This is a genomic window from Massilia timonae CCUG 45783 (assembly GCF_000315425.1).
In the GTDB taxonomy this organism is placed as follows: domain Bacteria; phylum Pseudomonadota; class Gammaproteobacteria; order Burkholderiales; family Burkholderiaceae_D; genus Telluria; species Telluria timonae.
The window spans coordinates 146825-173013 of record NZ_JH992925.1 but is presented as its reverse complement, the minus strand read 5'-3'; the positions used below and the strand labels follow the sequence as shown (position 1 = coordinate 173013).

Sequence of the window (26189 nt, the reverse complement as noted above, 5' to 3'; positions counted from 1 at the left end):
GGATATGGGGTTGGTCGGGCCGCTGTTCAACCGTCGGTGCCGAGACGGCCTTCGGTCACGCGCACGCGCGGCGCCAGCGCGCACATCAGCTCGTAGCCGATGGTGCCGGCGGCCTGGGCCACGTCGTCGATCGGCAACCCGTCGCCCCACAGGGTGACCTTGCTGCCGATGCGGGCGTTGGGGACAGGTGTGAGATCGACGGTCATCATGTCCATCGAGACCCGGCCGACCAGGGTCGTGCGCACGCCGTCGACGATCACCGGCGTGCCGTGCGGCGCGCTGCGCGGATAGCCGTCGGCATAGCCGCAGGCCACCACGCCGATCGTCATCGGCCCATCGGCCTCGAAGCGGCTGCCGTAGCCGACCGTGTCGCCCGGCCCGATGTGCTGGATGCCGATCACTTCCGAGCGCAGGGTCATGGTGGGACGCAGGCCGAAATCCTGGGCGCTGCGGCCGCCCGGCGTGCCGCCGTACAGCATGATGCCGGGCCGGACCCAGTCGTTCGACAACTGGTCGGCCAGTTCGGCCTGGTGCAGCACGCCGCCCGAGTTCGACAGGCTGCGCTCGCCGGCCAGGTCGGCGGCGCCCAGCTGGAAGCGCCGCACCTGCTCGGCGATCGTCAGGCGCGGATGTTCGAGTTCATCGGCATTGGCGAAATGGGTCATGTGGGTGATCGAGCGCACGTCGCGGATCGCGCGCAGGCGCTGCCAGGCGGCGGCGTACTCGGCGGGCGGAAAGCCCAGGCGGTTCATCCCGGTGTTCATCTTGAGGTAGACGTCGATCGGGCGGTACAGCTGGGTGTACTCCAGCAGCTTGACCTGCTCGATGCTGTGCACGGCAGTGGCGATATTGTGCTCGGCCAGCATGGGCACGTCGGCCGCTTCGAAGAATCCCTCTAATAAAAGAATCGGCTTGATCCAGCCGAGTTCGCGCAGGCGGATCGCGCTTTCCAGCTCGACCAGCGCCAGGCCGTCGGCGGTGGCGAAGCCGCGCAGCGCGCGTTCCAGGCCGTGGCCGTAGGCATCGGCCTTGACGACGGCCCAGATCTTCGCCAGCGGCGCGCAGCTGCGCGCCCGGGCCAGATTGTGTTGCATGGAATCGAGGTGGATGGTGGCGAAGAGCGGACGCGGCATGGCAATCTTTTAAGAAAAACGGAGGGAATCCGGTATAAAACGTCAAGTGCCTATTTTACCGGAGCGGGCCGCGCGCCGCCGCCGTGGCCGCGTTTCCGGTTTCGCCGGTCTATGCATTCATGGTATAAAGCAACCCGGACCAGATTTGTGAATTCTCGAATGAACCGTGGTTTCTATACCATCATGGCGGCGCAGTTCTTCTCGTCGCTGGCGGATAACGCGCTCCTGTTTGTCGCGATCAGCCTGCTCGTCGCAATGGACGCCCCGGCATCGCTGACTCCGTTGCTGAAGCTGTCATTCGTGCTGTTCTACGTCCTGCTCGCCGCTTTCGTGGGCGCCTTCGCCGATTCGCTGCCCAAGGGGCGCGTGATGTTCATCGCGAACATCATCAAGGTCATCGGCTGCGCCCTGATGTTCTTCACCGTCCATCCCCTGCTCGCCTATGCCGTGGTCGGCTTCGGCGCGGCCGTGTATTCGCCCGCCAAGTACGGCATCCTGACCGAACTGCTGCCGCCCGAAAAACTCGTGCCCGCCAATGGCTGGATCGAGGGACTGACGGTGATGTCGATCATCCTCGGCACCGTCCTCGGCGGCACGCTGGTGAGCGAGCGCGGCACGGCCTTCCTGCTATCGTTCGACGCCTTCGCCGGCCTGGGCATCACGAGCGGCGCCGAAGCCGCGATGGCGGTGGTGGTCGGCATCTATATCCTGGCCGCCCTGTTCAACCTGCGCATCCCGGACACCGGCGCCCGCTACGAGCACCAGGAACGCAATCCGGCCAAGCTGATCGCCGATTTCGCCAACTGCTCGGCCACCTTGTGGCGCGACAAGCTGGGCCAGATTTCGCTGGCGGTGACGACCTTGTTCTGGGGCGCCGGCGCGACCCTGCAATTCATCGTGCTGAAATGGGCCGAGCGCTCGCTCGGCATGCCACTGGACAAGGCGACGAACCTGATCGGCGTGGTCGCGATCGGCGTGGCGCTGGGCGCGGCGATGGCGGCGCGCATGATCCCGCTGCGCAAGTCGCTGACCGTGATCCCGATGGGCATCATCATGGGCCTGGTCGTGACCAGCATGGTGTTCGTGACCTCGGTGACGGTGGCCTATCCGCTGCTGGCCCTGATCGGCTTCCTGTCGGGCTTCTTCGTGGTGCCGATGAACGCGCTGCTGCAGCACCGCGGCCACGTCCTGATGAGCGCGGGCCACTCGATCGCGGTGCAGAACTTCAACGAAAACCTGTCGATCCTGGTGATGCTGGCCGCCTACGCGATCATGATCACGCTGAACCTGGACCTGAACATCATCATCGTCATCTTCGGCCTGTCGGTCGCCGGCATCATGCTCCTGATCCAGCGCCGCCATACCCTCAACCAGCGCGAACACGATTCGCTCGGACTGATCGGCGAAGGCAAGCACTGACCTCCGGCTCAAATCAGGGAAATCAGGGTCAGTGTCGAATTGTTTGACAACGTTTCGCGCCAGCTATTGCTCGGCGCGCGAACAAGGCGGCTGATTACCATACGCACTTGCTCGGGCAGCGCACTCTGTCCCGGATTGCTCGCTGGCGTGGGGAATTGCTCAATAAATCGACTCTGACCCTAATTATTTTGCAACGAAATTTGGGGCAGACAGGCAGTTCCTCTTCAGCGCATTCCTCTGCTGTTCGGCAGTCTCCGCATTCGTTGCCATACCTCCACTTAAACAGATCCAACTGGCAAAAAAAGAATCAGGGTCAGAGTTGATTTATTGGGCAATTCCTCAAAGTTGCCAAACAATTCGACTCCGACCCTCATTGTTTACTGTCGAGTTTGACACCTGAAAAGGCGCGACTCGGGGGCGAATTACTGGGGATTCTGGAAAGTTGTCAAACAATTCGACACTGACCCTCATGGAGAGGGGTGGAGCGGTTTCGCCAGGCGCGCTTGGGCGGCGCGGGTGCGCCAGTCGTTGGGGACGATGAAGCCGCGTTCGGCTTCTTCGATGAGATCGCCCTGGCGGCGCACGATCGCTACCAGTACCGGCGTGCTGGATGTGTCGAAGGCTTGCGCCAGCGTGGCGCCGAGTTGGGGGCGGGTCAGGAGCCGGTCGGACGACTGCGCAGGTGCTTGCGCCAGATATGGCGCCAGCCATTCCAGCTTGGGCAGGATCAGGAACTCCTCGCCGGGGATGGCGTCCAGTTCGTCGAGGGCGCACCAGAAGCCGCGGCAGTGGCCGGCCGTGATGCCCTGCATTGCCGGCCAGCTGCCGGACGGGTAGAACAGCCAGCCCTTGATCAGGGCTTGCGCCTGGGTCACGGGAAGCGGCAGCAGCGCCTGCGCCGCCGGGTGATCGCCCAGTGCGAGCTGGCGCTCGAATACCTTGCGCATCTTGAGGCCCAGGCTGTCGGCCAGGTTGGGGCCCACGAGGGCGTCGAATTCATTAGAAGCGCCGCCATCGAGCAGGTAGAACTTGGTGGCGAACTCGATATGCGTCAGCGCATCCGGCCCGCGCTCGAGCAGGAAGTCGAACTCGCCCACCGTGTCGTTGCGGGCGGCGCGCACCTGCAGGCCGTGGCGCACCAGGCGGCCCTGCTCGGCGAAATAGAAGGCCATCAGCTTTTCGGCGTACAGCCCGAGGCGGGTGTAGGTCTTGTCGCCCAGCGCCGCCGCCAGCCTGGACGGGTCCTGGTCGAGTTGCGCCAGCCAGTCGGCCACGCCGGGGGTGACCGGGCCGAGCGCAGCGATGCGCCCCGCCCACGCCGGGGCATCGACGTCCAGCAGGTCGGGAGAATCGAGCAGCCAGGCCAGCGCGCGCACCGGGGCCCGCCGCAGGTGGCCCCAGCGGCGGTGGAAGGTCGCCTGGTAGGTGCTAGTCGCGTGGTCCAAGGGAGCGTGCCCGGCACAGGTCGGCCCAGGCCAGCGCCTTGTTTTCGCCGCGCAGCAGCAGTTCGCCCGGATGCAGGGTCGCCACCAGCGGTGCCTCGCCCAGGCGATGGACCTCGCCACGGGCGCCGGCCAGCGGCTCCTGCAGCGCGCGGCCCAGCAGGCCGTTGGTCGCGACCTGGCCCAGGGTCAGCACGGTCGTGGCCCCGGTGAGCGCCAGTTCGCGTTCGACGAAGGGACGGCAGGCGGCAATCTCGCCGGGAGTCGGCGCGCGGTCGCCGCCCTTCGCGTTCAGCGGCCGGCACTTGACCAGCGGCGTGACGTAGGCATCGCGCTCGCGCGACAGCCCGACCGCGTGCAGCATATTGTCGAGCAGCTTGCCGGGCTCGCCCGTGAGCGGCTGGCCGGCCTCTTCGTCGAGCGCGCTCGGGGTGCCGGCGGCGATCAGCCAGCGCGCCTGGCGCGGACCGGCGCCGTGCACCGGCTTGCGGCCTGCGCCGCAGGCGCAATCCTTGCAGGCGGCGATCGCCTGGCGCAGCCCGGCCCAGTCCATATTGGCGACGTCGGGCGCCGCCGGCTCGGGCGCGGCGCTGTCGTCCCAGGCCGATTCATCTTGCACCGGCGGCGGATTGCGGTAAGGCGGCGCGGATAGCGGCGTATGCTCGCGCGCGGCCGGCGCTGGTGCCGGCGCTGGTGCAGGCGCAGAAATTGACGCAGATACGGGCGCCGGCGCGGGCTCCGCGGCTTCCGGCGCCGCCTCGACGACGGCCGCCTCGGCCACCGGATCCGCCCCGCCCGCCGGCGCATTGCGCGGCTGCCACAGCGGGCCGATGCCCATCTCGGCCAGGAACAGCGCGTCGCGCTGGCTCACGTTCTTCATAATTCCAGCCTCATCACGATCGCGTCCTCGCGGCCCGCCGCGCCGGCCGGATAATAGCCCTTGCGGCGGCCGATCTCGACATAGCCATGCCGCCGATACACTTCCAGCGCCCGTTCGTTCGACGGCCGCACCTCGAGCAGGATCGATGCCATGCCGTGACCGAGCGCGCGCGCCGCGATCTGGTAGAGCAGGCGCCGGCCCAGGCCCTGGCGCTGGCGCTTGCCGGCCACCGCGACGTCGAGCAGGTGCGCCTCGTCGAGCGCGTACATCAACAGATAATACCCGGCCAGCTCGCCGTCAGCGTCGCGCACGGTCCAGCAATCGTAACCGCTGGCCACGGCGTCGACGAAGTTACCGCGGCTCCAGGGATAGGGAAAGACACTGCATTCCAGCGCCCACACCTCGTCCACGTCGGCCGCCGTCATCGGGGCCAGGCTCAAGCCGGTATCCTGCAACTGCGTCATGCGCCGGCCTTGGCCTGGTTGATCGCCTGGCGCTCGGCGCTGGTGTAGGCGACCTTGTTGCGCAGGTAAAGCGGCTGGGCCTGGGCCGCGGGCACGCCCTGCCCGGCCGCCAGCGCGCCGCGCGCCAGCAGCGCCAGCTCGCGCGCGTGCGGCATGATGTCGGCCAGCGCGTCTTGCGCGAACGGCTGGCCGGCGAAGGCGTCGGCATACTCGGCGAAGCCGTTGCCGCAGGCCCTCAGGCCTTCCGCCGCGAGCGGCGTCACATCCTGCGGCGCCGACAGCGCCGGCGCCACGACCTCGAGCCACTTGCCGCCGTCGAAGCGGTACTGGGCCCAGTACACCTCGCCCATGCGCGCGTCGAGCACGGCCAGCACCTCATCGGCGCCGGTGGCGGCGCGGCAGGCCTCGGCCATCGCTTCCAGGGTCACCAGCGGCAGCACCGGCAATCTGGCGCCATAGGCCAGGCCCTGGGCCACGCCGCAGGCGGTGCGCACGCCGGTGAAGGAACCGGGGCCGGCGCCGAAGGCGATGGCGTCGCAGTCGGCCAGGGCGATGCCGGCCTCTTTCAAGAGTTCCTGCACCATGGGCAGGACCGATTGCGAGTGGCTGCGCACGCCGGGCGTCGAACGTTCAATGACTTTTTCCCCGACCAGAAGCGCGCAGGACGCCAGCTCGGCCGAGGTTTCGATAGCAAGGATGTTAGGCATTCCGCTATTTTACCTTCTCGGCCCGAGGGCTTCCATGGCGCGACGGCAGATCGCCGCCGCAATGCGCCACCGCGCTGCAACATCGTCCGCAACTCGCTGTACAATGCCGCACATGCAGAGCCTGACCCTCGACTCCACCACCCGCGACGCCGTCGCCGCCGCCGTCCATGGCGACGGCTGGACCGTCGCCTGCCTGTGCGCCGCCTGGTGCGGCACCTGCGCGACCTACCGCGCCACCTTCGACGAGCTGGCGCTGCGCCATCCCGACAAGCAGTTCGTCTGGATCGACATCGAAGACCAGGCCGACCTGGTGGGCGACCTCGACGTCGACAATTTTCCGACCCTGCTGCTGCAGCGCGGCGACACCGTCGCCTTCTTCGGCACCATGGTGCCGGACGGCGGCGTGGCCGACCGGCTGATCCAGGCCCAGGCCGAGCAGGGCGACGACGAACTGGCGCGCCTGGCGCAGTCGAGCGCAGAGCGCCGCGACTGGCAAGAGGAATGCAATCTGCGCGTGCTGCTCGGCGCGCCGGACTGATCCAGCTCCAAGCCTTTCAACCGTCAAGCTGTCCCTGCGCCAGCAGATCACGCGTGCGCCCCAGCGTCGACAGCAAGGCGCTGCGGTAGCCGTTCTCGCCATCCATCCAGGCCTGCTCGGCCTGTTCTTCCGCACCGCCCGGCGCCTTGTCGCGCGGGCCCGAGGCCTGGGAGAAGGTCACCTTGTGTTCCGGGTCGCACGCTGAAACTGACCCAGGAAGGGCTGGCGCTGCACGAGCGCACCCGCGTCTTGCTGGCCGAGATCGACGAGACGGCCGAGGCGATCGCCTCGGGCGCCGACCGCCCGCGCGGCCGCCTGCGCATCAGCGCGCCGCTGCTGTTCTCGCAGCTGCGATGGGCAGGCTGGCCGCCGGCTTCGTCCTGTGCCATCCCACCGTCAAGCTCGAGATCACGGCCGAAGACCGCAGCGTCGACATGGTCGAGGAAGGCTATGACCTGGCGATCCGGGTCGATCCGGATCCGGACGAACTGGCGGCCTGCATCGCCGGCGACTGCCAGGCGCTCAATTCAGTGTCAATGGCAGGCTGCGCAGGCGCTGCCCGGTCAGCTTGAACACCGCCGCCGCCACCGCCGGCGCCACCGGCGGCACGGCCGGCTCGCCCACGCCTTCGGGGTGCGCGCGGCTTGCCATGACGATGATCTCCACCTGCGGCGCCTGGCCGATGCGCAGCAGCGGATAGTCGCCGAAGTTCGACTGCCGCACCTTGCCTTGTTCGATCGTGATCTCGCCGGCCAGCGCCGCCGACAGGCCGAACACCACGCTGGATTCGACCTGCTGGGCCACGATAGTGGGATTGACCACCAGGCCGCAATCGATCGCGCACACCACGCGGTGCACGCGGATCTCTCTACCGTCGACCGAGACCTCGGCCACCTGGGCCACCATGCTGCCGAACGAGCGGTGCAGCGCCACGCCATGGGCCCGCCGTGGCGGCGGCTGGCCGGCGGCGGCCACTGCCGCGTCCAGCACCGCCAGCGCGCGCGGATGGCGCGCCAGCAGCTTGCGCCGCAAGGCCACCGGATCCTGGCCGCCGGCGTGCGCCACCTCGTCCAGGAACGACTCCTTGAAGAAGGCATTGTGCGAGTGCCCGACCGAACGCCAGTAGCCGATCGGCACGGCGCTGTCGACCGTCACGTGCGCCACGCGCTGGTTCGGGATCGCATATTGATGGTCGTATTCGCCCTCGGCGGTGGTCTTGTCCGGCCCCACGCCCGGCAGGCCCAGGCTGCGTTCGAAGTACTGGTGGCCGATGGCGCCGCTCGCCGACTTGTTGTCCCAGGCCAGGATGTTCCCGCCTTCGTCCAGCTGCGCCGTGAAGCGCGCCAGCGCCGCCGGCCGGTAGACGTCATGCATCGTGTCCTGCTCGCGGCTCCAGATCAGCTGCACCGGCTGGCCATCGAGCGCCTTGGCGATGGCCACCGCCTGCGCCACCATGTCGACCTCGAGCCGGCGTCCGAAGCCGCCGCCCAGCAACATGACCTCGATCGCCACGTCCTCGCGCGCCACCCCGGCCACGCGCGCGGCGCAGTCGACCGCGATGCTCGGCACCTGGGTCGAGGCCCACAGCCGCACCTTGCCGCGCGCGACCTGGGCGGTGCAGTTGACCGGTTCCAGCGCCGCATGCGCCAGGAACGGCGCGCGGTATTCGGCGCGCAGCGTGCGCACGGCGCCCTCGACCTCTTGCGCCCCGGTCTCGTGGTACACATAGCCACGCTCCTCATCGAGCGCGCGCGCCAGGCCGGCCAGGATCGCTGCGCTCGACAGCGCCGCACCCTCGCCCGGCTGCCAGGTGACGGGCAAGGCCTGGGCCGCCTGGCGCGCCTGCCACCAGGTGGACGCCACCACCGCCACGCCGGCCCCGGCGCCGGTGCGCCCCGCGAGCGCGGACGAGACGTCGACCACGGCCAGCACGCCCGGCATCCGGCGCACGGCGTCGGCGTCGAAGGCGGCGACCGTGGCGCCGATCGTCGGCGCCATCGCCAGGGCCGCATACACCATCCTGGCCGGCCGCGCATCGATGCCGAAGCGCGCGCTGCCGTCGGCCTTGGCGCGGCTGTCCAGGCGCGGCTGCGGCCGGCCGATCAGGCGAAACGCCGACGGCGGCTTGAGGCGCACGTCCCGCGCGGTGAGGCCCGCGCCGGCCTGCGCCGCCAGGGCGGCCAGCGCGCCATAGCCGGCGCTGCGGCCATCAAGGTGGATCACGAAGCCGTCTTCGGTGCGGCAATCCTCCACACGCGCGCCCCACTCCTGCGCAGCCGCCTTCACCAGCATCGCGCGCGCCAACGCGCCCGCTTCGCGCATCGGCAGCCAGGCGTCGCGCACGCTGCTCGAGCCGCCGGTGAACATGATGCCCAGCTCGCGGCCGACCTTGGCCATCAGCCACTGGGCGCCCTGGGCCGTGCGGCCGGCGTCGTCCGGGTGGAACGGCAGGTTCTCGCGCAGCACCGTGACGTTGGCGTAGATCTTGTCGATCGGCGGCTGGATGACGCGCACCGCGTCCAGGCCGACGTCGAGTTCCTCGGCCACCAGCATCGGCAGCGCCGTGTGCACGCCCTGCCCCATCTCGCTGCGCGGCACCACCACCGACACCGTGCCGTCGGGCGCGAGCGCGACCCAGCCATTGAGCGCGACCTCGTCGCCGGCGAGCGCCAGCGGCCGCGCAGGATGCAGGCGCTGGCGCGGCGGCTGCGCGCCCCAGCCGATCAGCAGCGCGCCGCCGGCGGCCAGGCCGGCCAGCAGGAAGCTGCGGCGAGTGGGCTTACGCATCCTCTCATGCATCCTGCGTCACTCCCCAGCGCGCCAGGATCTCGTCGTGCCCGAGCGGCTTGCCATACAAATAGCCCTGGGCGAGCCTGCAGCCGTGGCGCAGCAGGAAAGCCGCCTGGTCCTCGCGCTCGACGCCTTCCGCGATCACCGACAGGTTCATGCTCTTGCCGAGCTGGATGATGGCGATCGCGATCGCCTCGTCGTCCGGATCCTGCGGGATGTCCTTGATGAAGCTGCGGTCGATCTTGAGGGTCTGCACCGGCAACTGCTTCAGGTAGGCCAGCGACGAGTAGCCGGTGCCGAAGTCGTCGATCGCGAGGCAGACGCCGATCGCATGCAGGTCGTTCACGTACTGCAGCGCGTCGCCCGTGTTCATGATCGCCGATTCCGTCACCTCGAGCTGCAGGCGCTGCGGCGCCAGGCCGGTGTCGCCCAGCACCGCGGCCACGGCGGCGGCCATGCCGCCGCGCTCGAACTGGCGCACCGACAGGTTGACGGCGATCTTCGGCACCGCCAGGCCCTGCGCTTCCCACGCCACCATCTGGCGGCACGCTTCCTGCAGCACCCACTGGCCCAGCTGGCCGATGAAGCCGGTGTCCTCGGCCAGCGGGATGAAGCGGCTTGGCGCCACCTGCCCCAGTTCGGGACTGTTCCAGCGCAGCAGGGCCTCGACGCCGACCAGGCGGCCGCTGTCGATCTCGACCTGCGGCTGGTAGGCCAGATGGATCTCGCGCTTCTCGATCGCGCGCCGCAGCAGCGCCTCCATGCGCAGGCGCAGCGCGCCGTCGCCGCTCATCGTCGGGGCGTAGAAGCGGTAGCCGTTGCGGCCGCGCGCCTTGGCCTGGTACATCGCGACGTCGGCATTGCGGATCAGGATGTGCATATCGTGCCCGTCCCGCGGATACAGGCTGATGCCGACGCTGCCGGTGACGAACAGCTCGTGGCCCGAGACCTCGAAAGGCTGCTCGAACATCGCCATCAGCTTGTCGGCCACCCGCGTGGCGCCACGCACGCCGTCGACGTCTTCCAGCAGCACGATGAATTCGTCGCCGCCCAGGCGCGCCAGGGTGTCGCCTTCGCGCAGGCAGCGCGACAGCGCCTGCGCCGCCTGCTTGAGCAACTCGTCGCCCACGTGGTGGCCGAGCGTGTCGTTGACGTTCTTGAAGCGGTCGAGGTCGATGAACAGCACCGCCAGCTGCTCGCCGTCGCGTTCGGCGCGCGCCATCGCGTGACGCAAGCGGTCGTGGTACAGCAGGCGGTTGGGCAGCGCGGTCAGCGCATCGTGGTGGGCCAGGTGGTCGAGCTGGATCTGCGATTCGCGCGCGCGCGTGATGTCGCTGAACACGCACACATAGTGGGTGGTGGCGCCGTCGTCGTCGCGCACCGCCGACACCGTGAGCGCTTCCAGGTAGGCGTCGCCGCCCTTGCGCGTGTCCCAGATCTCGCCGCGCCAGAAGCCTGACGCGCCGAGCTCGCGCCACAGTTCCTGGTACAGGGCGGGATCGTTGCGGCTGCCCGCCGCGTCGTGGGACGACAGGCTCGACGCACGCCCCAATGCCTCGTGCTCGGCGTAACCGGTGATGCGGGTGAAGGCGGGATTGGTGGCCACGATCCGGCCATGCACGTCGAGCACCATCACGCCGTCGGCGATGTGTTCCAGGACGTTGGCCGACAGGCGCAGCTTTTCCTCGGCCAGCTTGCGTTCGGTGATGTCGGCGAACACCCAGATGCTGCCCTCGTCGGCGCGGTTCGGCTCCAGCGCGCAGCCGCTCATCAGGCACCAGAACAGGCTGCCGTCGCGGTGGCGCAGCTGGCGCTCCTCGCCCAGGTCCATGCCTTTCTCGAGCAGCGGATACTGTTCGACGCCGATGCGTGCGTAGTCGTCGTGGTTCGGATACAGGATCGCGGTCGACTGCCCCACCATGACGCCTTCGCCGTAGCCGAACAGCTCCTCGCAGCGGCGGTTGCTGGAGACGATGCGGCGCTGGCGCACGAACAGCACGCCGAACATGACGTTGTCCAGGATCGCGCCCTGCTCGGCCAGCAAGGCCTCGATGCGCATCTCGTCGTGGCGGCGCTCGCTGATGTCCGAGATGATGCCGTCCATCCGCACGCCGTCCGGCCCATGCAGCGCCGGATCCCAGGCGGCCTGCGGCTGGCCGCGCTCCTGCACCCAGCGCTCGATGCCGTAGGCGTCGATGATCCGGTACTCCATCTCGTAGGCGTTTCCCGACAGGGCCGCGTCGCGGACGGCGCGGTGGTAGACGCGCCGGTCTTCCGGATGGACGATGTCCGCCCAGTCTTCGGTCGTGGCGCACATGAAGCGCGCTGACGGGTAGCCGGTGATCTTCTCGATCTCGTCGCTGACGAATTCGATCGCCCCGCCCGCGCGCACGCGGTAGACGGCGCCCGGGACCTGGGTCACGATGGTGCGGAACTGTTCCTCGCGGCGCGCGACGTCGGCGAACAGGTCGCGGATCGCCAGGCGCATGCGCTCCATCTGCTCGCCCAGCTGCCCCAGCTCGTCGTGGGCCGACAGCGCCAGCGGCGTCTCGAAGTCGCCGCGCGCCAGGCGGTCCGAAAAGCCCATCAGCTTGCGCAGCGGCGACAGCAGGCGCCGCCGCAGCAGCAACGCGATCAGGAGCAGCGACACCGCCAGCTGCAGCGCCAGCACCAGCGCGTAATTGCCCTGCAGCGTGTCGTTCGGGCTGGCGCCCGCGCGCTGCTGCAGGCCGACCAGCAGGTAGCTGCCGACCACGGCGGGGGCCAGCAGGCCGGCGAACACCACCAGCAGCAGCGCACCGTACAACGAACGGCCATACAGCGAACGCAGGCGGGACGGGGTGCGGGCAGCGGGACTCGACATGGATGCGGGACTGGGCCTGCTAAGCCCGATGCATAAAGGATGGCCAGATTATGCACAGTTGCTTGCCGGGAGTCACTAATTATGCGGTCGGGTGCGTCAACGGCGCGCGACAAGACTTGCTATGATCGCGATGCTATTGGACTAACCAGAATAGGAGAACCAGATGAGCCATTCCCTGTACGCCGCCTCGGTGCCGGTATTCCGCCAGCTGCTGGGCAGCCTCGCCGCAGTGCTTGAAAAAGCCGAGGCCCACGCCCAGGAGCGCCGCATCGAGCCGGACGCCCTGCTGCAGGCGCGCCTCTACCCCGACATGTTCCCGCTGGCCAGGCAGGTCCAGATCGCCACCGACTTCGCCAAGGGCGCGAGCGCGCGCCTGGCCGGGGTCGAGCCGCCGCGCTACGAGGATGGCGAGCACACCTTCGCCGAGCTGCAGCAGCGCATCAGCAAGACGCTGGGCTTCATCGACAGCCTGAAAGCGGCGGATGTGGAAGCCGGCGCCACCCGTCCTATCACCCATGGCAGCGGCGAGCGGGCGCGCCAGTTCGACGACGGCGCGCGCTACCTGACGCACTTCGCGCTGCCGCAGTTCTTCTTCCACGTGACGACGGCGTACGCGATCCTGCGCCACAACGGCGTCCCGATCGGCAAGAAGGATTTCATCGGGGCCTATTGAGCCCCGCGCTTAACTGTTCCGGCGCGGATAACCCTGCGCCAGGATGCGCTGCCACACGACTTCCTTCGTGGCGGCATCCATCGACACCCAGTTGGCGACTTCGGCGACCGTGCGGCCGCAGCCGCGGCACACCTCGTCGAAGGTGGTCGAGCACACCGCCACGCACGGGGTGTCGGGACGTTCGGGCAAGGGCGCCGCGGGGGCGCCGTCTTCAGGCCGGGCCGACATCGAGCTTGTCCCAGCCTTCATGGCCGAGCTTTTCCATGGTGGCGATGTTCTTCTCGAAGATCGCTTCCGCTTCCGGGAAGGCGTCGACCGCGCGCGCGATGCTGTCCTCGCGCAGCAGGTGCAGGATCGGATACGGGGCGCGGTTGGTGTAGTTGGCGATATCGTTGGCGTCGGTGTCCGCGAACTGGTAGTCCGGGTGGAAGGACGCCACCTGCAGCTCGCCGTCGAGCTGCATGTCCTCGACCGCGACATCGGCCACGTCCAGGAACTCGTTGTAGTCCTCGAAATCGTTCAGCACGAAAGGATGGATCAGCAAGGTCGTATCGACCTGCTCCGGGCTGGTGTCGGACAGGCGCTGCAGCTCGTCCATCAGGGTTTCGAGCAATTGCTCGGGCGTGGTGGCGTTCGAGACGACGTAGCGCACCTGCTCCTTGACATAGACCGACTTGGCGAAGGGACAGAGATTGAGGCCGATGACGGCGCGCTCCAGCCACTTGCGGGTGGCGGCGACGATGGCGTCATCGTCGGCGTTCAGATTGGGGGTGCTCATGGTGAAACTTTCGAAAGCGAGGCGAACAGCAAAGCCTGGATTGTACGCACTCTTTGCGCCCACTCATAGTTCGACCCCGCCACGGCGCTAAGGTTTGCCAGACGCGACCGTTATTCGAGGTGGGTCGGGCAAAAAGCGTCCTGCTCGTCAATATCCGTGATATGTACGGCATCTTCCGTTTTCATGATGCCAACGGATGACATTTTTCCTTCGGCCTGAATTGTAACGACAGCGACTTAATTCTTGACTGACTCGACAATTGATACGTACACTGCCCTCTTGTCCTGTCCGTTCGTTCCTGGACGCAACACTGGAAACGCCTCATGAAGCCCATGCACGACACGAAACGCTCCATCTTCACCCTGGCCGCGCTGGCCCTCCTGGCAGCAGCGCCGCTGAGTCAGGCGATGGACGCGGCTCCGGCTTCAGGCGCCTACGCCGCGCCCAGCATCGAACGCCCGGCGCTGTCGCCGATGAAGCTGGACGCCGACGACTACCGTGAGACCGATGTCTGGGGCCGCATCCGCAGCGGCTATGCGATTCCCGACCTGAACAATGCCCTGGTGACGCGCCACACCCAGGCCTATGCGGCCCACCCGGGCAACCTGTCCCGCATTTCCGGGCGCGCCTCGCCCTATCTGTATCACGTGGTGTCGGAACTCGAAAAGCGCGGCATGCCGACCGAGCTGGCGCTGCTGCCGGTGATCGAGTCGGCCTTCAATCCGCAAGCCATGTCGAGCGCCAACGCCGCCGGCCTGTGGCAGTTCGTGCCGGGCACCGGCAAGGACTTCGACCTGCGCCAGAACATGTTCAAGGACGAGCGGCGCGGCGTGATCGCCTCGACCGACGCCGCCCTGTCCTACTTGCAACGCCTGTACACGATGTTCGGCGACTGGCCGCTGGCCCTGGCGGCATATAACTGGGGCGAAGGCAATGTTCAGCGCGCCATCAAGAAAAACCAGGAACTGGGCAAGCCGACCGACTTCGACAGCCTGGCCGAGCTGATGCCGGCCGAAACCCGCAACTACGTGCCGAAGCTGCAGGCGGTCAAGAACGTGGTGGCCAATCCTTCCCAGTATGGCGTCACCCTGCCGGCAATCGACAACCAGCCTTATTTCACCACGGTCGACAAGACCAGCGACATCGACCTGGCCATCGCGGCCCAGCTGGCCGAAATGTCGCTCGACGAATTCAAGGCGCTCAATCCGCAGTTCAAGAAGCCGGTCATCATCGGCGGCGAGCGCACCAAGATCCTGCTGCCGAAAGAAAACGCCGAGAAATTCCACATCAACCTGGCGCAATGGGGCCATGCCCTGTCCACCTGGACCACGCACAAGATCACCAGCGCCCGCGTGACGATTTCCCAACTGGCCTCGAAATTCGGCACCACGCCCGAAGTCATCCGCCAGGCCAACAACATCCCGCCGCAGATGCGCCTGAAGGCCGGCTCGACGATCCTGGTGCCGAAGACCTCGGCCTCGAACCAGGGCGACATCGCCGAGAACATCATCGAGAACGCCGTGCTGGCCTTCGAGAGCGACCGCAGCAAGGCCAAGCGCAATGCCTCGCGCTTCAAGGCCAAGGCGGGCGCCAGCAAGAGCGGCAAGCGCATCGCCCGCAATACCTCGTCCGCGCGCAAGCAGCGCTGATATATTGCCGTGCAGCATTAACTGCACGGTTTGACGCGCTGTCGTGCAAAGAACCGGAAAAACCTGTATAGTTCCGTTTGTGCGCTGCGACATCGCGCCCGCATCATGAACCTCATGAGCCGGTGATAGCAGCGTCAGCAGTACAACAAGCAGCTACGCAAACCCCAGGCAGCTCGATCAGAGCGCCTTTCCAAAGCCTCCCGCCTTGCGTGTCGTTTCCAGACACCGTCCCGGCGCAAAGCTTTTGTGCCGAAATTTCTTTCATTACTGAGTCATTTCGTTTGTCGGTTCGCGTTGCATTTTTACGTTCGCGCCACATGTGCGAACGTGCATGATTTATTCCGAAAGTAAAGAACACATGAGTTTTGAAGCACTAGGCCTGCACGCGTCCATCGTCCAGGCAGTGGCCGACACCGGCTATACCAATCCGACCCCGGTCCAGGCGCAAGCCATCCCCGCGGCCATCGCGCGCCGCGACCTGCTGGTCTCGTCGCAAACCGGTTCGGGCAAGACCGCGGCCTTCATGCTGCCGGCCCTGCACCACCTGGCGAACGCCGAGCCTGCTCCTGCCGGCAAGACTCCTGCGCAAGAAGCGCAGGCTGCCCGCGCACGCGGCGAACGCGTCCGTTTCAAGCCGGCCCAGCCGAAGATGCTGGTCCTGACCCCGACCCGCGAGCTGGCCCTGCAAGTGACCAGCAACACCGACAAGTACACGGCCCATATGCGCCGCGTGCGTTGCGTCTCGATCCTGGGCGGCATGCCCTACCCGAAGCAGATGCAACTGCTGGCCAAGAATCCCGAGATCCTGGTGGCGACGCCGGGCCGCCTGATCGACCACATGGAATCGGGCAAGATCGACTTCTCGCAGCTCGAGATCCTGGTGCTGGACGAAGCCGACCGCATGCTCGACATGGGCTTCATCGACGACATCGAGAAGATCGTCGCCGCCACGCCGTCGACCCGCCAGACCATGCTGTTCTCGGCAACCCTGGACGGCGTCGTGGGCAATATGGCGCGCCGCATCACCAGCGACCCGCTGACGATCCAGATCGCCAGCGCCACCAACCGCCACGAGAACATCGTGCAGCGCGTGCACTTTGTCGACGACCTGTCGCACAAGAACCGCCTGCTCGACCACCTGCTGCGCGACGAGACGCTGGACCAGGCCGTGGTGTTCACCGCCACCAAGCGCGACGCCGACATGATCGCCGACCGCCTGAACATCGCCGGCTTCGCCGCCGCCGCGCTGCATGGCGACATGCACCAGGGCGCCCGCAACCGCACGCTGGACAGCCTGCGCCGCGGCAGCGTCAAGGTGCTGGTCGCAACCGACGTCGCCGCGCGCGGCATCGACGTGCCGAACATCACCCACGTGGTGAACTACGACCTGCCGAAGTTCCCCGAGGACTACGTGCACCGCATCGGCCGCACCGGCCGTGCCGGCCGCAACGGCACCGCGATCTCGCTGGTCAACCACGCCGAGAACATGAACATCCGCCGCATCGAGCGCTTCACCCGCCAGCCGATCCCGGTCAACGTGATCGAAGGCTTCGAACCGAAGCGCGCGGCGGCGCCGCGTTCGGCCGCGCGTCCGGGCTGGAAGCCGGGCGACGGCCGCAACGGCAAGCCGGCCCAGCGCGGTTTCGGCAAGCCGTCGGGTCCGCGTGAGGGTGGCTACGAGCGCGGCTACGCCGATCGCGCGCCACGCGAAGGCTATGCGGCGCGTCCGCACGGCGACCGCCCAGCCGGCGAGAGCCGTTACGCCGATCGTGGCCCGCGCGAGGGTTACGCCCCGCGCCCACAAGGCGACCGTCCGGCCGCCGACCGTGCGCCACGCGACGGCAACCGCTTCGGCGGCCCGCGCGAAGGCCAGGGCCAGCGCCGCGAAGGCGGCTACAAGGGCGCCCACCCGCGCTCGATGGACGGCGCACGCCGTTCGTTCGGCGAATAAGCATGTCCCCGCGCAGGCGGGGATCCTGACTTGGCGTCAGTGAAAAACGGCTGCTTCGGCAGCCGTTTTTTTTATGGCGGATGCCCGGCCAAGCGCCGGCGTCCGACTTGCGCGATAATTCCACGATCAACGACAACCGGACATCCCATGAGCACCACCGACCAACCCATCAAACTCACCTCGTTCTCGCACGGCGGCGGCTGCGGCTGCAAGATCGCGCCCGGCGTGCTGGCCGAGATCCTCAAGTCCTCGGGCGGCTTCCCGCTGCCGAAGGAGCTGATGGTCGGGATCGAGACCTCGGACGACGCCGCGGTCTACCAGCTCAACGACGAGCAGGCGCTGGTCGCCACCACCGATTTCTTCATGCCGATCGTCGACGACCCGTTCGACTTCGGCCGCATCGCCGCCACCAATGCGATCTCTGACGTGTACGCGATGGGCGGCACCCCGATCATGGCGCTGGCCCTGGTCGGCATGCCGATAAACAAACTGCCGCTCGAGACCATCGGCCAGATCCTGGAAGGCGGCGCCTCGATCTGCCGCGAAGCCGGCATCCCGATCGCCGGCGGCCACACGATCGATTCCGTCGAGCCGATCTATGGCCTGGTAGTGATGGGCCTGGTGCATCCGGCCAAGGTCAAGAAGAACAGCGCCGCCCGCGCCGGCGACGTGCTGGTGCTGGGCAAGCCCCTGGGCGTGGGCGTGCTGTCGGCCGCGCTCAAGAAGGGCGTGCTGGGCGAGGAAGGCTATGCGGCCATGATCGCCAACACCACCAAGTTGAACAAGCCGGGCCGCCTGCTGGCCGACATGCCGGGCGTGCACGCCATGACCGACGTCACCGGCTTTGGCCTCCTGGGCCACCTGCTCGAGATCGCGCGCGGCGCCCAGCTGCACGCGCAATTGGATATGCCGGCGATCCCGCTGCTGCCAGGCGTGCTGCAACTGGCGCACGACGGCTTCTTCACCGGCGCTTCAGGCCGCAACTGGGATGCCTATGGCAAGGACGTCCAGCTGGATGCATCCCTCACCCCGGCCCAGCGCGCGCTGCTGACCGATCCGCAAACCTCGGGCGGGCTGCTGGTGGCCTGCGATCCGGCCGCGGTCGACGACGTGCTGGCCCTGTTCGCGCGCGAAGGGTTCGCGGACGCGGCGGTGGTCGGGCGCATCGACGCCGGCGCCGCCGGCGTCAGCGTTCGCGCCTGAACGCGGCGCTGAGCGCCGCGCCAGGCCCGGCCAGCTGGAACAGGCCGGGGTCCCTCCCCGGCTGCCCCAGCACGGGCGACAGGCGCAGCTCGGCGCCGTCGAGCACCAGGCGCGCGGACGGCCATTGCAGCAGGTTGTGGCGCGGCGCCACCCCACCGGCCGGCATCGAGACCAGCCAGCTCAATGCGCCGAGCCCGCGGTCGACCAGTCCGGCGCACCAGGCATGGCTGCCGTGCACCCCGACGCGGTAGCCCGCGGCGCCGCCCAGCGCGCTGCGCACCCCGGCCAGATAGTGCTTCAGCACGCCATCGATGTCGGCCGGCGTCGTGTCCTCGCCCAGGGCGAAATAGATCGCGCTGCCGGGCGGCTGTCCGGCCGCGCGGGCCAGGTGCAGGGCCTCGGCGCCGTCGCGCAAGCCCTGCTGGCGCGTGAGCCGGTCGCGCGCCCCGCATCCCTCCCATAGCGCGCCGATGCGCAGACCGGCGCCGCACAGGCGCTGCGCCTCCCCGGCGTCGAGGTTGGTCGATGGATCGCGGCTGTAGCGCCGCATGACGAAGTCGATGCCGCGCCGGCGCAGCGAGGCGGCGTGGGCCGCGATGGTAAACGGCGAATCGCAGCCGCGCAGCAGTCCCATGGTGCATCTCCCGAACAGTTTTTGCGTCCGATTGGTTTTGGGCAAGAACTTACTGTGCCATTCGCGGCGTCACCTCGGATTGACTGAGCGCAACGGCATGGTCAGCTTCCGCCGACGCCTGCGCCGTCGCTGCGGCCGTCGCCACGCGCAAACAGCTTGTCGCGCGCCAGCCTGCTGATCGCCACCGTGGCCGGATGGCTCATGCGGCGCTCGGTCGTGATCGCATACACCTGCTCGACCACCGACTCGACCTGGCCCAGCGCGACCAGTCCGTACTGGCTGGCGACCTGGGCCGCGATCACGCTCGGCGCGAAGAACACGCCGGCGCCCGAGCGGCCGAAGGCCTGGATCATCGCGCTGTCGTCGAACTCCCCCACCACGCGCGGATGCACGTCGCAGCGCTCGAGCCAGCGCAACAGCCGCTGGTGGATCGCGAAATCCTCGCCCGGCAACAGCAGCGGCGCATTGTGCAGGCAGGCCGGGAACGGCTGGTCGAAGCTGGCCGCCAGCGCCTCGGTGCAAAAGGCCGTCATCGGGCTCTCGCCCAGCAAGTGGTTATAGGCGCGCACGCTGAAGTGGCCCGGGATCGGGCGGTCGGCGATGACCAGGTCGAGCCGGTGCACCGCCAGGTCGGCGATCAGGCTGTCGAGGCGCCCTTCGCGGCAGATCAGCTTGACGGGCTCTTTCAGCTTGAGCGCCGGCTCCACCAGGTCGAAGGCGATCAGCTTGGAGACCGAGTCGGCGCAGCCGACGCGGTAGGTGGTGGTGGCGAAGGCGTGGTCGCGCACCAGCTCGAGCAGCTCGTCGCCGGTATTGAAAATCTCTTCGGCATAGCTCACGATGCGGCGCCCGGTGTCGGTCAGTTCGAGCTTGCGCCCGACCCGGCGAAACAGTTCCACGCCCAGGCTGTCGGCGAATTCGGACAGCTGGCCCGAGATCGAGTGCGGGGTCAGGTGCAGTTGCTCGGCCGCCCTGGCGATGCTGCCGGTCTTCGCCACCATCCAGAAGTAGCGCAGGTGCTTGTAATTGAGTGTCGACATGGCGCGCTCTCGTAAACATCGAAAAAACCGATGTTACATCAAATAAGATTCGATTTGTGCGATGTATCGGTGCGCTCTATAGTGGGGTTTTATTATCAACCGGAGGACTGTCATGCCCCCTCGTCTCACTGCAAGTACAAGGAGTTACCGATGAACGGATTGGAAACCATCGCAAGCCCCATGATGTGGGCCGGCTTCGTCGGCTTCGTGCTCGTCATGCTGGCGCTCGACCTGTTCGTCTTCGGCGGCAACAAGGCGCACAAGGTCAGCGTCAAGGAAGCCGGCATCTGGTCGCTGGTGTGGGTCAGCCTGGCGCTGATCTTCAATGCCGCCCTGTACTTCTACCTGAAGGACACCGCCGGCCCTGAAATCGCGAGCCAGAAATCACTCGAATTCTTCTCGGGCTACCTGATCGAGAAAGCGCTGTCGGTCGACAACGTGTTCGTGTTCCTGCTGATCTTCACCGCCTTCCAGGTGCCGCAGCAATACCAGCGCCGCGTCCTGATCTATGGCGTGCTCGGTGCGATCATCATGCGCGCCATCATGATCAGCGCCGGCGCCTGGGTCGTGAGCGAATTCAGCTGGGTCCTGTACCTGTTCGGCGCCTTCCTGCTGTTCACCGGTATCCGCATGCTGGTGGCGGTCGACGAAGAACCGGACGTGGCCAACAACCCGATCCTGAAGCTGGCGCGCAAGCACCTGCGGGTGGCCGAGGGCGACCATGGCGAGAAGTTCTTCGTGCGCAAGGACGGCCTGCGTTACGTGACGCCGCTGTTCCTGGTGCTGATCCTGATCGAGGTGACCGACCTGATCTTCGCGGTGGACTCGATCCCGGCAATCTTCGCGATCACGACCGACCCGTTCATCGTGTTTACGTCGAACATGTTCGCGATCCTGGGCCTGCGTGCGCTGTACTTCCTGCTGGTCGACGTGGCTGACCGCTTCCACCTGCTCAAGTATGGCCTGGCGATGGTCCTGACCTTCATCGGCGTCAAGATGCTGATCATGCCGTGGTATCACGTGCCGGTGCAGGCTTCGCTGACCGTCGTCGCCGTGCTGATCGCTGGCAGCTGCATCGCCAGCCTGATGATCAAGCCGAAGGGCGAAGCGAAGTAAGAAGCAAAGTAAGAAGCAAAGAACGCCGCTGGCGCGAGGTCGACGATGTCAGCCACGCGCCAGCGGCGGAATATCGCAGGCCGGCTGCGCCGGCGGCTCCCCGCCGCCGGCCTGCCCCACCCGCTCGTATTCGGCGATCACCTGGGCTCCCAGCAGCAGCAAGGTGGCGGCGATCTCCAGCGAGAACATCACCACGATCGCGGTCGTCATCGAGCCATACACCAGGTTCACCTGCGACAGCGTCGAGAAATACCAGACCAGCACGTGGCGCGCGATTTCCCACAGCAACGCCGCCGTCGCGCCGCCGATGAAGGCATGCCAGATCGACAGCCTACCCACCGGCATCACCAGGTAGATCGAGGTCAGCACCAGGATCTCGCCCGCCAGTCCCAGCAGGTACAGCAATATTCCCGACACCCCGCCCAGCGACCACTTGTAGTTAAACAGCCAGACGCTCTCGGACCCCATCACCTGCAGCGCGCCGGCGACCAGCGTTACCACCATGATGCCGATGCCCAACGCCAGGATATAGCAATAAGGCAGCACGGCCGAGACCAGAAAATGGCGCCGCCGCACCGCGACCCGGTGCACGAAGATCACGCTCATCGCATTTTCCAGCACGGTAAACGCGAGCGAGCTGAAAAACAGCATGGTCAGCGCCAGCACCCAGGTCAGCAGCTGGCGGTCCTGCAGGAAGTTGGCGACCTCGGTCACGATCGGGCGCGACTGGCCCGGCACCAGCAGCTCGAGATAGCGGCGCAAGGTGTCGAGCAGCTCCACCGGATCGATGAAATGCGACAGCGCCACCACCACCAGCATCAGGAACGGCACGATCGACAGCAGCGCGTAATAGGCGACGGCGCCGGCCAGCAGCAGGCCCTGGTTGGCGCGAAAGCCGCGCAGCACCTGCAGGGTGAACCTGAGGGGATGCGACAGGATGTAGATATTGGCGCGCTGGTCCTTCAGGCGCGCGCGCCAGTCACGCCGGCGGCTCATCTCGCCAGCCGGATGCCGGTGAACTGCCAGCGTGCGCCGGACGGGAAGAAGTTGCGGTAGCTGGCGCGCGCATGGCCCTCGGGCGTGGCGCACGACGAGCCGCGCAGCACGTACTGGTTGACCATGAACTTGCCGTTGTATTCGCCGATGGCGCCCGGCGCCGGAGAATAGCCGGGATATGGCGCGTAGCTGCTGCCCGTCCACTGCCAGCAGGCGCCGAACATCTGCTGCAGGCCGGCGCCGCTGGCCGCCGCCGGATGATGCACAGGCACTCCGCCCAGGCTCGACTGGCGCGCGGCAAATTCCCATTCCGCCTCGGTAGGCAGGCGTGCGCCACGCCAGCGCGCATAGGCGTCGGCCTCGTACAGCGAGACGTGGGTGACGGGACGCTCGGGGTCGAGCGGCTGCACGCCGTGCAGGGTGAACTCGCGCCAGCCATCCTCGTGCTCGATCCAGTACAAGGGCCGCGTGATCTCGCCCGAGCAGACGCGGTCCCAGCCTTCCGCCAGCCACAGGCTCGGGTCGCGGTAGCCGCCGGCCTCGATGAAGGCGCGGTATTCGCCGTTGGTGACGAGGCGCGAGGCCAGCGCGAACGGCGCCACATAGGTGCGATGGCGCGGCAGCTCGTTGTCGAAGCAAAAGCCCGTGCCCTTGTGGCCGATCTCGGCCAGGCCGCCTTCGAACGCCAGCCAGTCGAGCCGCGGCGCCGGCTCGGATGCCGCCATCGGCTCGGCCGCATAGGCCGGATACAGGGGATTTTGCGCCAGCAGGTGCTTGACGTCGGTGAGCATCAGCTCCTGGTGCTGCTGCTCGTGCTGCAGGCCCAGTTCGACCAGCGCCGCCAGCGCGTCGTCGATGCCGCGCGCCAGCAAGGCGTCCATGCGGCGGTCGACGTCGTGGCGGTAGGCTTTCACTTCGCCCAGCGACGGCCGCGTGAGCAGGCCGCGCTGCGGGCGCGGATGCTTGTCGCCGACGCCGTTGTAATAGGAGTTGAAGATGACCCGGAACGCCGGGTGGAACGGCGCGAAGCCCGGCTCGCGCGGCTCGAGGATGAAAGTCTCGAAGAACCAGGTGGTGTGCGCCAGGTGCCACTTGATCGGGCTCGCGTCGGGCATCGACTGCGCGCAGCAATCCTCGTCGGACAACGCCTCGGCAAGGTGCAGCGAACGGCCGCGCACCCGGGCGAAGGTGCGCGGCAGGCCCTCGTCGCGCAGCATGTTCATGGGGAGATGGCCTGTGCGTGGATCACCGCGAACCAGCGCTGGGGATCGGTCCAGACGCGGGTCGCCTCGAAGCCAGAACGCTCCAGCAGCCCGATGGCGTCGGCCTGCTGGTATTTATAGCTGTTCTCGGTGTGGATGCAGTCGCCCGCCTCGAAGCGGCGCGCGCCGCCGCGCCAGTGCACCTCTTGCGGCGTGCGCGCCTCGAGGTGCATCTCGATGCGTCCGCGCGCGGGGTTGTAGAAGCCGTGGTGGCGCCACTGGCGGATGTCGAAATCGGCGTCGACCAGCCGGTTCACGTGGCGCAGGATGTTCAGGTTGAAGGCGGCGGTCACGCCCAGCGCGTCGTCATAGGCGGCGTCGAGCGTGGCTTTATCCTTGGCCAGGTCGATGCCGATCAGGATGCCGCCATCCGGCCCGCACTGCGCGCGCAGGCGCTTCAGGAAGGCCTGCGCATCCTCGGGCGTGAAATTGCCGATCGAGGAGCCGGGATAGAAGAACAGGCGGCGCTCGGCGCGCACCTGGTCGGGCAATTCGAAACGGTTCGAGAAATCCATGCCCAGCGCTTCCATCGCGATCTGCGGGAAGCGCTGGCGCAGGCGCGCCAGGGCGTCATGGGTGAATTCGCTGGAGATGTCGACCGCCACGTATTGCGCCGGCTGCAGGAGCGGAAACAGCTTGGCCGCCTTGGCGCAGTTGCCGGCGCCGAGGTCGATCAGGGTGGTCCCAAGGCCGGCCACGCGCGCGATCTCGGCGCCATGGCGTTCGAAGATCGCGGCCTCGGTGCGGGTCGGGTAATATTCGGGCAGTTCGCAGATGGCCTCGAACAGCTTGGAGCCGAGCGCGTCGTACAGGAATTTGGGCGAGATGCAGGCATCATCGGCGCCCAGGCCGGCGTGCAGCTCTTGCGCGTCGTGGGCGTTGGCAACGGCGGCCTGGCGCTCGTCGGATGTGCAGGTTGTCAGCATAAGGTTTATCATTCGTGCCGCCACGCCGCACCATGCGAGATGGCATATGAGGATGTCTTCTATCGTTGCTGTTTTTACCATCATAGCGGATTCCCCCGATTCGCTGTGCGCGCGACAATTCAAGCGTGCAGGGTTTTGCCCTGCGACATTTCTAAGTTGAAATATGGATCAGCGACTTCATTGGGAGACCGTGTACCGCACCAAGGCGCCGGATGCGGTGAGCTGGTACGCCCCGCACCTGGACACCTCGCTCGCCCTGATCGGGCGCAGCGCCGGCGCGCCCTCGGCCGCCATCATCGACGTCGGCGGCGGCGAAGCCACGCTGGTCGACGACCTGCTGGCGCGCGGCTACACCGACGTGTCCGTGCTGGACATCTCGGCCGAGGCGATCCGCGTCGCCCGCGCGCGCCTGGGCGCCCAGGCCGGGCGGGCCCAGTGGCTGGTGGGAGACATCACGAAGGCCGAGCTGCCGGAACGGCGCTACGACGTCTGGCACGACCGCGCCGTGTTCCACTTCCTGCTCGAACCCGCGCACAGGGCGGCCTACGTGCGCCAGGTGGCGCGCGCCATGCGCCCGGGCGGCAGCGTGATCGTCGCCACCTTCGGCCCCGAAGGACCCACCAAATGCAGCGGCCTGGACATCGTGCGCTATGACGCCGAAGGCTTGCACGACGAGTTCGGCCCGGCCTTCCGCCTGGTCGAAAGCCGCACCGAACTGCACCGGACGCCGTTCGGCACGACACAGCAATTCGTCTATTGTTTTTGCCGGGTGGAATGATCGGCCTTTATAATTCGTATTCCGTCCCGATTAACCATCAATGAAGAACACCATGACCGTGTCCCTTCGCCGTCACGTCCTGAAAACCCTGTGCGCAGCTGTTGCCGGCACAATGCTGATCGCAGGCGCCGCGAGCGCCCAGAGCAATGGCGTGCTGCGCGTCTCGGCCATCCCCGACGAATCGCCGACCGAACTGCAGCGCAAGTTCAAGCCGCTGGGCGAATACCTGGCCAAGGCCACCGGCCTGAAGGTCGAGTTCACCCCGGTGACCGACTACGCCGCCTCGGTCGAAGGCCTGATCAACCGCAAGATCGACATGGTCTGGTTCGGCGGCTTCACCTTCGTGCAAGCCAACGTGCGCAGCAAGGGCCAGGTGACCCCGCTGGTGCAGCGCGAGGAAGACGAGAAATTCCGCTCGGTCTTCATCACCACCGTGCCTGGCATCACCAAGCTGGAAGACCTGAAGGGCAAGACCCTGGCCTTCGGTTCGGAATCGTCGACCTCGGGCCACCTGATGCCGCGCTCCTTCCTGTTGCAAGCCAAGATCAACCCGGACACCGACCTGAAGCGCATCGCCTTCTCGGGCGCGCATGACGCGACCGTGGCGGCCGTGGCCGGCGGCAAGGTCGATGCCGGCGCGCTGAACATCTCGGTCTGGGAAAAGCTGGTCGAGAGCAAGAAGGTCGATCCGAAGCAGGTGCGCGTGTTCTACACCACCCCGGGCTATTTCGACTACAACTGGACCGTGCGCACCGACATGGATCCGGCGCTCAAGAAGAAGATCACCGACGCCTTCCTGGCGCTGGACGGCTCGACCGCCGAAGGCAAGCAGATCCTCGACCTGCAGCGCGCGACGAAATTCGTGCCGACCAGAACCGCCAACTATGGCGCGATCGAAGCCGCCGCACGCAATGCGGGCCTGCTGAAGTAATCCGGGAAAGCGATTC

General features: G+C 67.2%; 24 protein-coding genes and 1 pseudogene. 10 read left to right on the top strand and 15 right to left on the bottom strand.

All coding sequences use genetic code 11. The features are described from left to right. Positions 1–26: 26 nt before the first annotated feature. The gene (alr, locus tag HMPREF9710_RS20995) at positions 27–1133 is read right to left on the bottom strand and encodes an alanine racemase (RefSeq protein ID WP_005669714.1); all 1107 of its coding nucleotides are present in this window, start codon (positions 1131–1133) and stop codon (positions 27–29) included. Positions 1134–1292: 159 nt separating this feature from the next. Between alr and lplT the strand changes: the two genes are divergently transcribed. Further along, on the top strand, positions 1293–2552 hold the full coding sequence (gene lplT, locus HMPREF9710_RS20990) for a lysophospholipid transporter LplT (RefSeq protein ID WP_005669712.1): 1260 nt from the start codon (positions 1293–1295) through the stop codon (positions 2550–2552). A gap of 467 nt (positions 2553–3019) precedes the next feature. Here the strand turns inward: lplT and HMPREF9710_RS20985 are convergent, their stop codons facing one another. The 4 genes from HMPREF9710_RS20985 to tsaB are packed head-to-tail and all read right to left on the bottom strand — an operon-like array spanning position 3020 to position 6045. Continuing rightward, complete coding sequence (locus HMPREF9710_RS20985) at positions 3020–3997, bottom strand: DUF1853 family protein (protein ID WP_005669710.1); 978 nt, start codon at positions 3995–3997, stop codon at positions 3020–3022. Continuing rightward, a complete protein-coding gene (locus HMPREF9710_RS20980) occupies positions 3981–4874 on the bottom strand; it encodes a uracil-DNA glycosylase (RefSeq protein ID WP_005669708.1) in 894 nt (297 codons plus the stop codon). Before HMPREF9710_RS20980 ends, HMPREF9710_RS20985 begins: the two co-directional genes overlap by 17 nt. Further along, the gene (gene rimI / locus HMPREF9710_RS20975; RefSeq protein ID WP_005669706.1) at positions 4871–5338 is read right to left on the bottom strand and encodes a ribosomal protein S18-alanine N-acetyltransferase; all 468 of its coding nucleotides are present in this window, start codon (positions 5336–5338) and stop codon (positions 4871–4873) included. The genes HMPREF9710_RS20980 and rimI overlap by 4 nt, the downstream gene beginning before the upstream one ends. Next, positions 5335–6045, bottom strand: a complete 711-nt coding sequence (gene tsaB / locus HMPREF9710_RS20970) for a tRNA (adenosine(37)-N6)-threonylcarbamoyltransferase complex dimerization subunit type 1 TsaB (RefSeq protein ID WP_005669704.1) — start codon at positions 6043–6045, stop codon at positions 5335–5337. Before tsaB ends, rimI begins: the two co-directional genes overlap by 4 nt. Before the next feature lie 112 nt (positions 6046–6157). Here tsaB and HMPREF9710_RS20965 point away from each other — a divergent pair, with 112 nt between their 5' ends. Then, complete coding sequence (locus HMPREF9710_RS20965; RefSeq protein WP_040777825.1) at positions 6158–6583, top strand: thioredoxin family protein; 426 nt, start codon at positions 6158–6160, stop codon at positions 6581–6583. A gap of 16 nt (positions 6584–6599) precedes the next feature. On the opposite strand, the gene HMPREF9710_RS27360 is transcribed toward HMPREF9710_RS20965, so the two are convergent. Next, positions 6600–6764, bottom strand: a complete 165-nt coding sequence (locus tag HMPREF9710_RS27360) for a hypothetical protein (RefSeq protein ID WP_218918218.1) — start codon at positions 6762–6764, stop codon at positions 6600–6602. A gap of 14 nt (positions 6765–6778) precedes the next feature. Between HMPREF9710_RS27360 and HMPREF9710_RS26695 the strand changes: the two are divergent. Continuing rightward, positions 6779–7071, top strand: a pseudogene (locus HMPREF9710_RS26695) (LysR substrate-binding domain-containing protein); the annotation flags it as partial. A 34-nt stretch (positions 7072–7105) separates the two neighbouring features. Here HMPREF9710_RS26695 and HMPREF9710_RS20950 read toward each other — a convergent pair. Further along, positions 7106–9370, bottom strand: coding sequence for a xanthine dehydrogenase family protein molybdopterin-binding subunit (locus tag HMPREF9710_RS20950; RefSeq protein WP_040777675.1), 2265 nt, complete (start codon positions 9368–9370; stop codon positions 7106–7108). Positions 9371–9374: 4 nt separating this feature from the next. Then, positions 9375–12236 (bottom strand): bifunctional diguanylate cyclase/phosphodiesterase, encoded by a 2862-nt coding sequence (locus tag HMPREF9710_RS20945; protein WP_005669696.1) that lies wholly within the window; start codon positions 12234–12236, stop codon positions 9375–9377. Positions 12237–12399: 163 nt separating this feature from the next. On the opposite strand from HMPREF9710_RS20945, the gene HMPREF9710_RS20940 reads away from it, so the two are divergent. Continuing rightward, positions 12400–12909 (top strand): DUF1993 domain-containing protein, encoded by a 510-nt coding sequence (locus tag HMPREF9710_RS20940; protein WP_005669694.1) that lies wholly within the window; start codon positions 12400–12402, stop codon positions 12907–12909. 9 nt (positions 12910–12918) lie between these two features. Here HMPREF9710_RS20940 and HMPREF9710_RS20935 read toward each other — a convergent pair whose 3' ends face one another. Further along, a complete protein-coding gene (locus HMPREF9710_RS20935; RefSeq protein WP_005669692.1) occupies positions 12919–13137 on the bottom strand; it encodes a DUF1289 domain-containing protein in 219 nt (72 codons plus the stop codon). Continuing rightward, a complete protein-coding gene (locus HMPREF9710_RS20930) occupies positions 13121–13687 on the bottom strand; it encodes a DUF1415 domain-containing protein (RefSeq protein ID WP_005669690.1) in 567 nt (188 codons plus the stop codon). Before HMPREF9710_RS20930 ends, HMPREF9710_RS20935 begins: the two co-directional genes overlap by 17 nt. Positions 13688–14010: 323 nt before the next feature. Between HMPREF9710_RS20930 and HMPREF9710_RS20925 the strand changes: the two genes are divergently transcribed. The 3 genes from HMPREF9710_RS20925 to selD all read left to right on the top strand — a co-directional run bounded on the left by HMPREF9710_RS20925 (position 14011) and on the right by selD (position 18490). Next, a complete protein-coding gene (locus HMPREF9710_RS20925; protein ID WP_005669688.1) occupies positions 14011–15336 on the top strand; it encodes a transglycosylase SLT domain-containing protein in 1326 nt (441 codons plus the stop codon). A gap of 358 nt (positions 15337–15694) precedes the next feature. Beyond that, the gene (locus HMPREF9710_RS20920; protein WP_040777672.1) at positions 15695–17287 is read left to right on the top strand and encodes a DEAD/DEAH box helicase; all 1593 of its coding nucleotides are present in this window, start codon (positions 15695–15697) and stop codon (positions 17285–17287) included. Positions 17288–17434: 147 nt separating this feature from the next. Next, positions 17435–18490, top strand: coding sequence for a selenide, water dikinase SelD (selD, locus tag HMPREF9710_RS20915; RefSeq protein WP_005669684.1), 1056 nt, complete (start codon positions 17435–17437; stop codon positions 18488–18490). On the opposite strand, the gene HMPREF9710_RS26690 is transcribed toward selD, so the two are convergent. Next, positions 18474–19124 carry a glycoside hydrolase domain-containing protein gene (locus tag HMPREF9710_RS26690; RefSeq protein ID WP_005669683.1) on the bottom strand — a complete coding sequence of 217 codons (651 nt, stop codon included), beginning with the start codon at positions 19122–19124 and terminating at the stop codon, positions 18474–18476. The two genes, selD and HMPREF9710_RS26690, sit on opposite strands and share 17 nt — an antisense overlap. Before the next feature lie 101 nt (positions 19125–19225). Beyond that, positions 19226–20164, bottom strand: a complete 939-nt coding sequence (gene nhaR, locus HMPREF9710_RS20905) for a transcriptional activator NhaR (RefSeq protein ID WP_005669681.1) — start codon at positions 20162–20164, stop codon at positions 19226–19228. 150 nt (positions 20165–20314) lie between these two features. Between nhaR and HMPREF9710_RS20900 the strand changes: the two genes are divergently transcribed. After that, positions 20315–21280 (top strand): TerC family protein, encoded by a 966-nt coding sequence (locus tag HMPREF9710_RS20900; protein ID WP_005669679.1) that lies wholly within the window; start codon positions 20315–20317, stop codon positions 21278–21280. 48 nt (positions 21281–21328) lie between these two features. Here the strand turns inward: HMPREF9710_RS20900 and HMPREF9710_RS20895 are convergent, their stop codons facing one another. The 3 genes from HMPREF9710_RS20895 to egtD are packed head-to-tail and all read right to left on the bottom strand — an operon-like array spanning position 21329 to position 24464. Next, positions 21329–22276, bottom strand: coding sequence for a YihY/virulence factor BrkB family protein (locus HMPREF9710_RS20895; protein ID WP_005669677.1), 948 nt, complete (start codon positions 22274–22276; stop codon positions 21329–21331). Beyond that, positions 22273–23499: an ergothioneine biosynthesis protein EgtB gene (gene egtB / locus HMPREF9710_RS20890; RefSeq protein ID WP_005669675.1), complete on the bottom strand. Its 1227-nt coding sequence runs from the start codon at positions 23497–23499 to the stop codon at positions 22273–22275. The genes HMPREF9710_RS20895 and egtB overlap by 4 nt, the downstream gene beginning before the upstream one ends. Next, positions 23496–24464, bottom strand: a complete 969-nt coding sequence (gene egtD / locus HMPREF9710_RS20885) for an L-histidine N(alpha)-methyltransferase (protein WP_157225686.1) — start codon at positions 24462–24464, stop codon at positions 23496–23498. The genes egtB and egtD overlap by 4 nt, the downstream gene beginning before the upstream one ends. Positions 24465–24627: 163 nt before the next feature. On the opposite strand from egtD, the gene HMPREF9710_RS20880 reads away from it, so the two are divergent. Together HMPREF9710_RS20880 and HMPREF9710_RS20875 are read left to right on the top strand one after the other, a co-directional pair. Continuing rightward, positions 24628–25242, top strand: coding sequence for a class I SAM-dependent methyltransferase (locus tag HMPREF9710_RS20880; protein ID WP_005669671.1), 615 nt, complete (start codon positions 24628–24630; stop codon positions 25240–25242). Positions 25243–25294: 52 nt separating this feature from the next. Continuing rightward, a complete protein-coding gene (locus tag HMPREF9710_RS20875) occupies positions 25295–26173 on the top strand; it encodes a putative selenate ABC transporter substrate-binding protein (RefSeq protein WP_040777666.1) in 879 nt (292 codons plus the stop codon). The last annotated feature ends 16 nt before the right edge of the window (positions 26174–26189 follow it).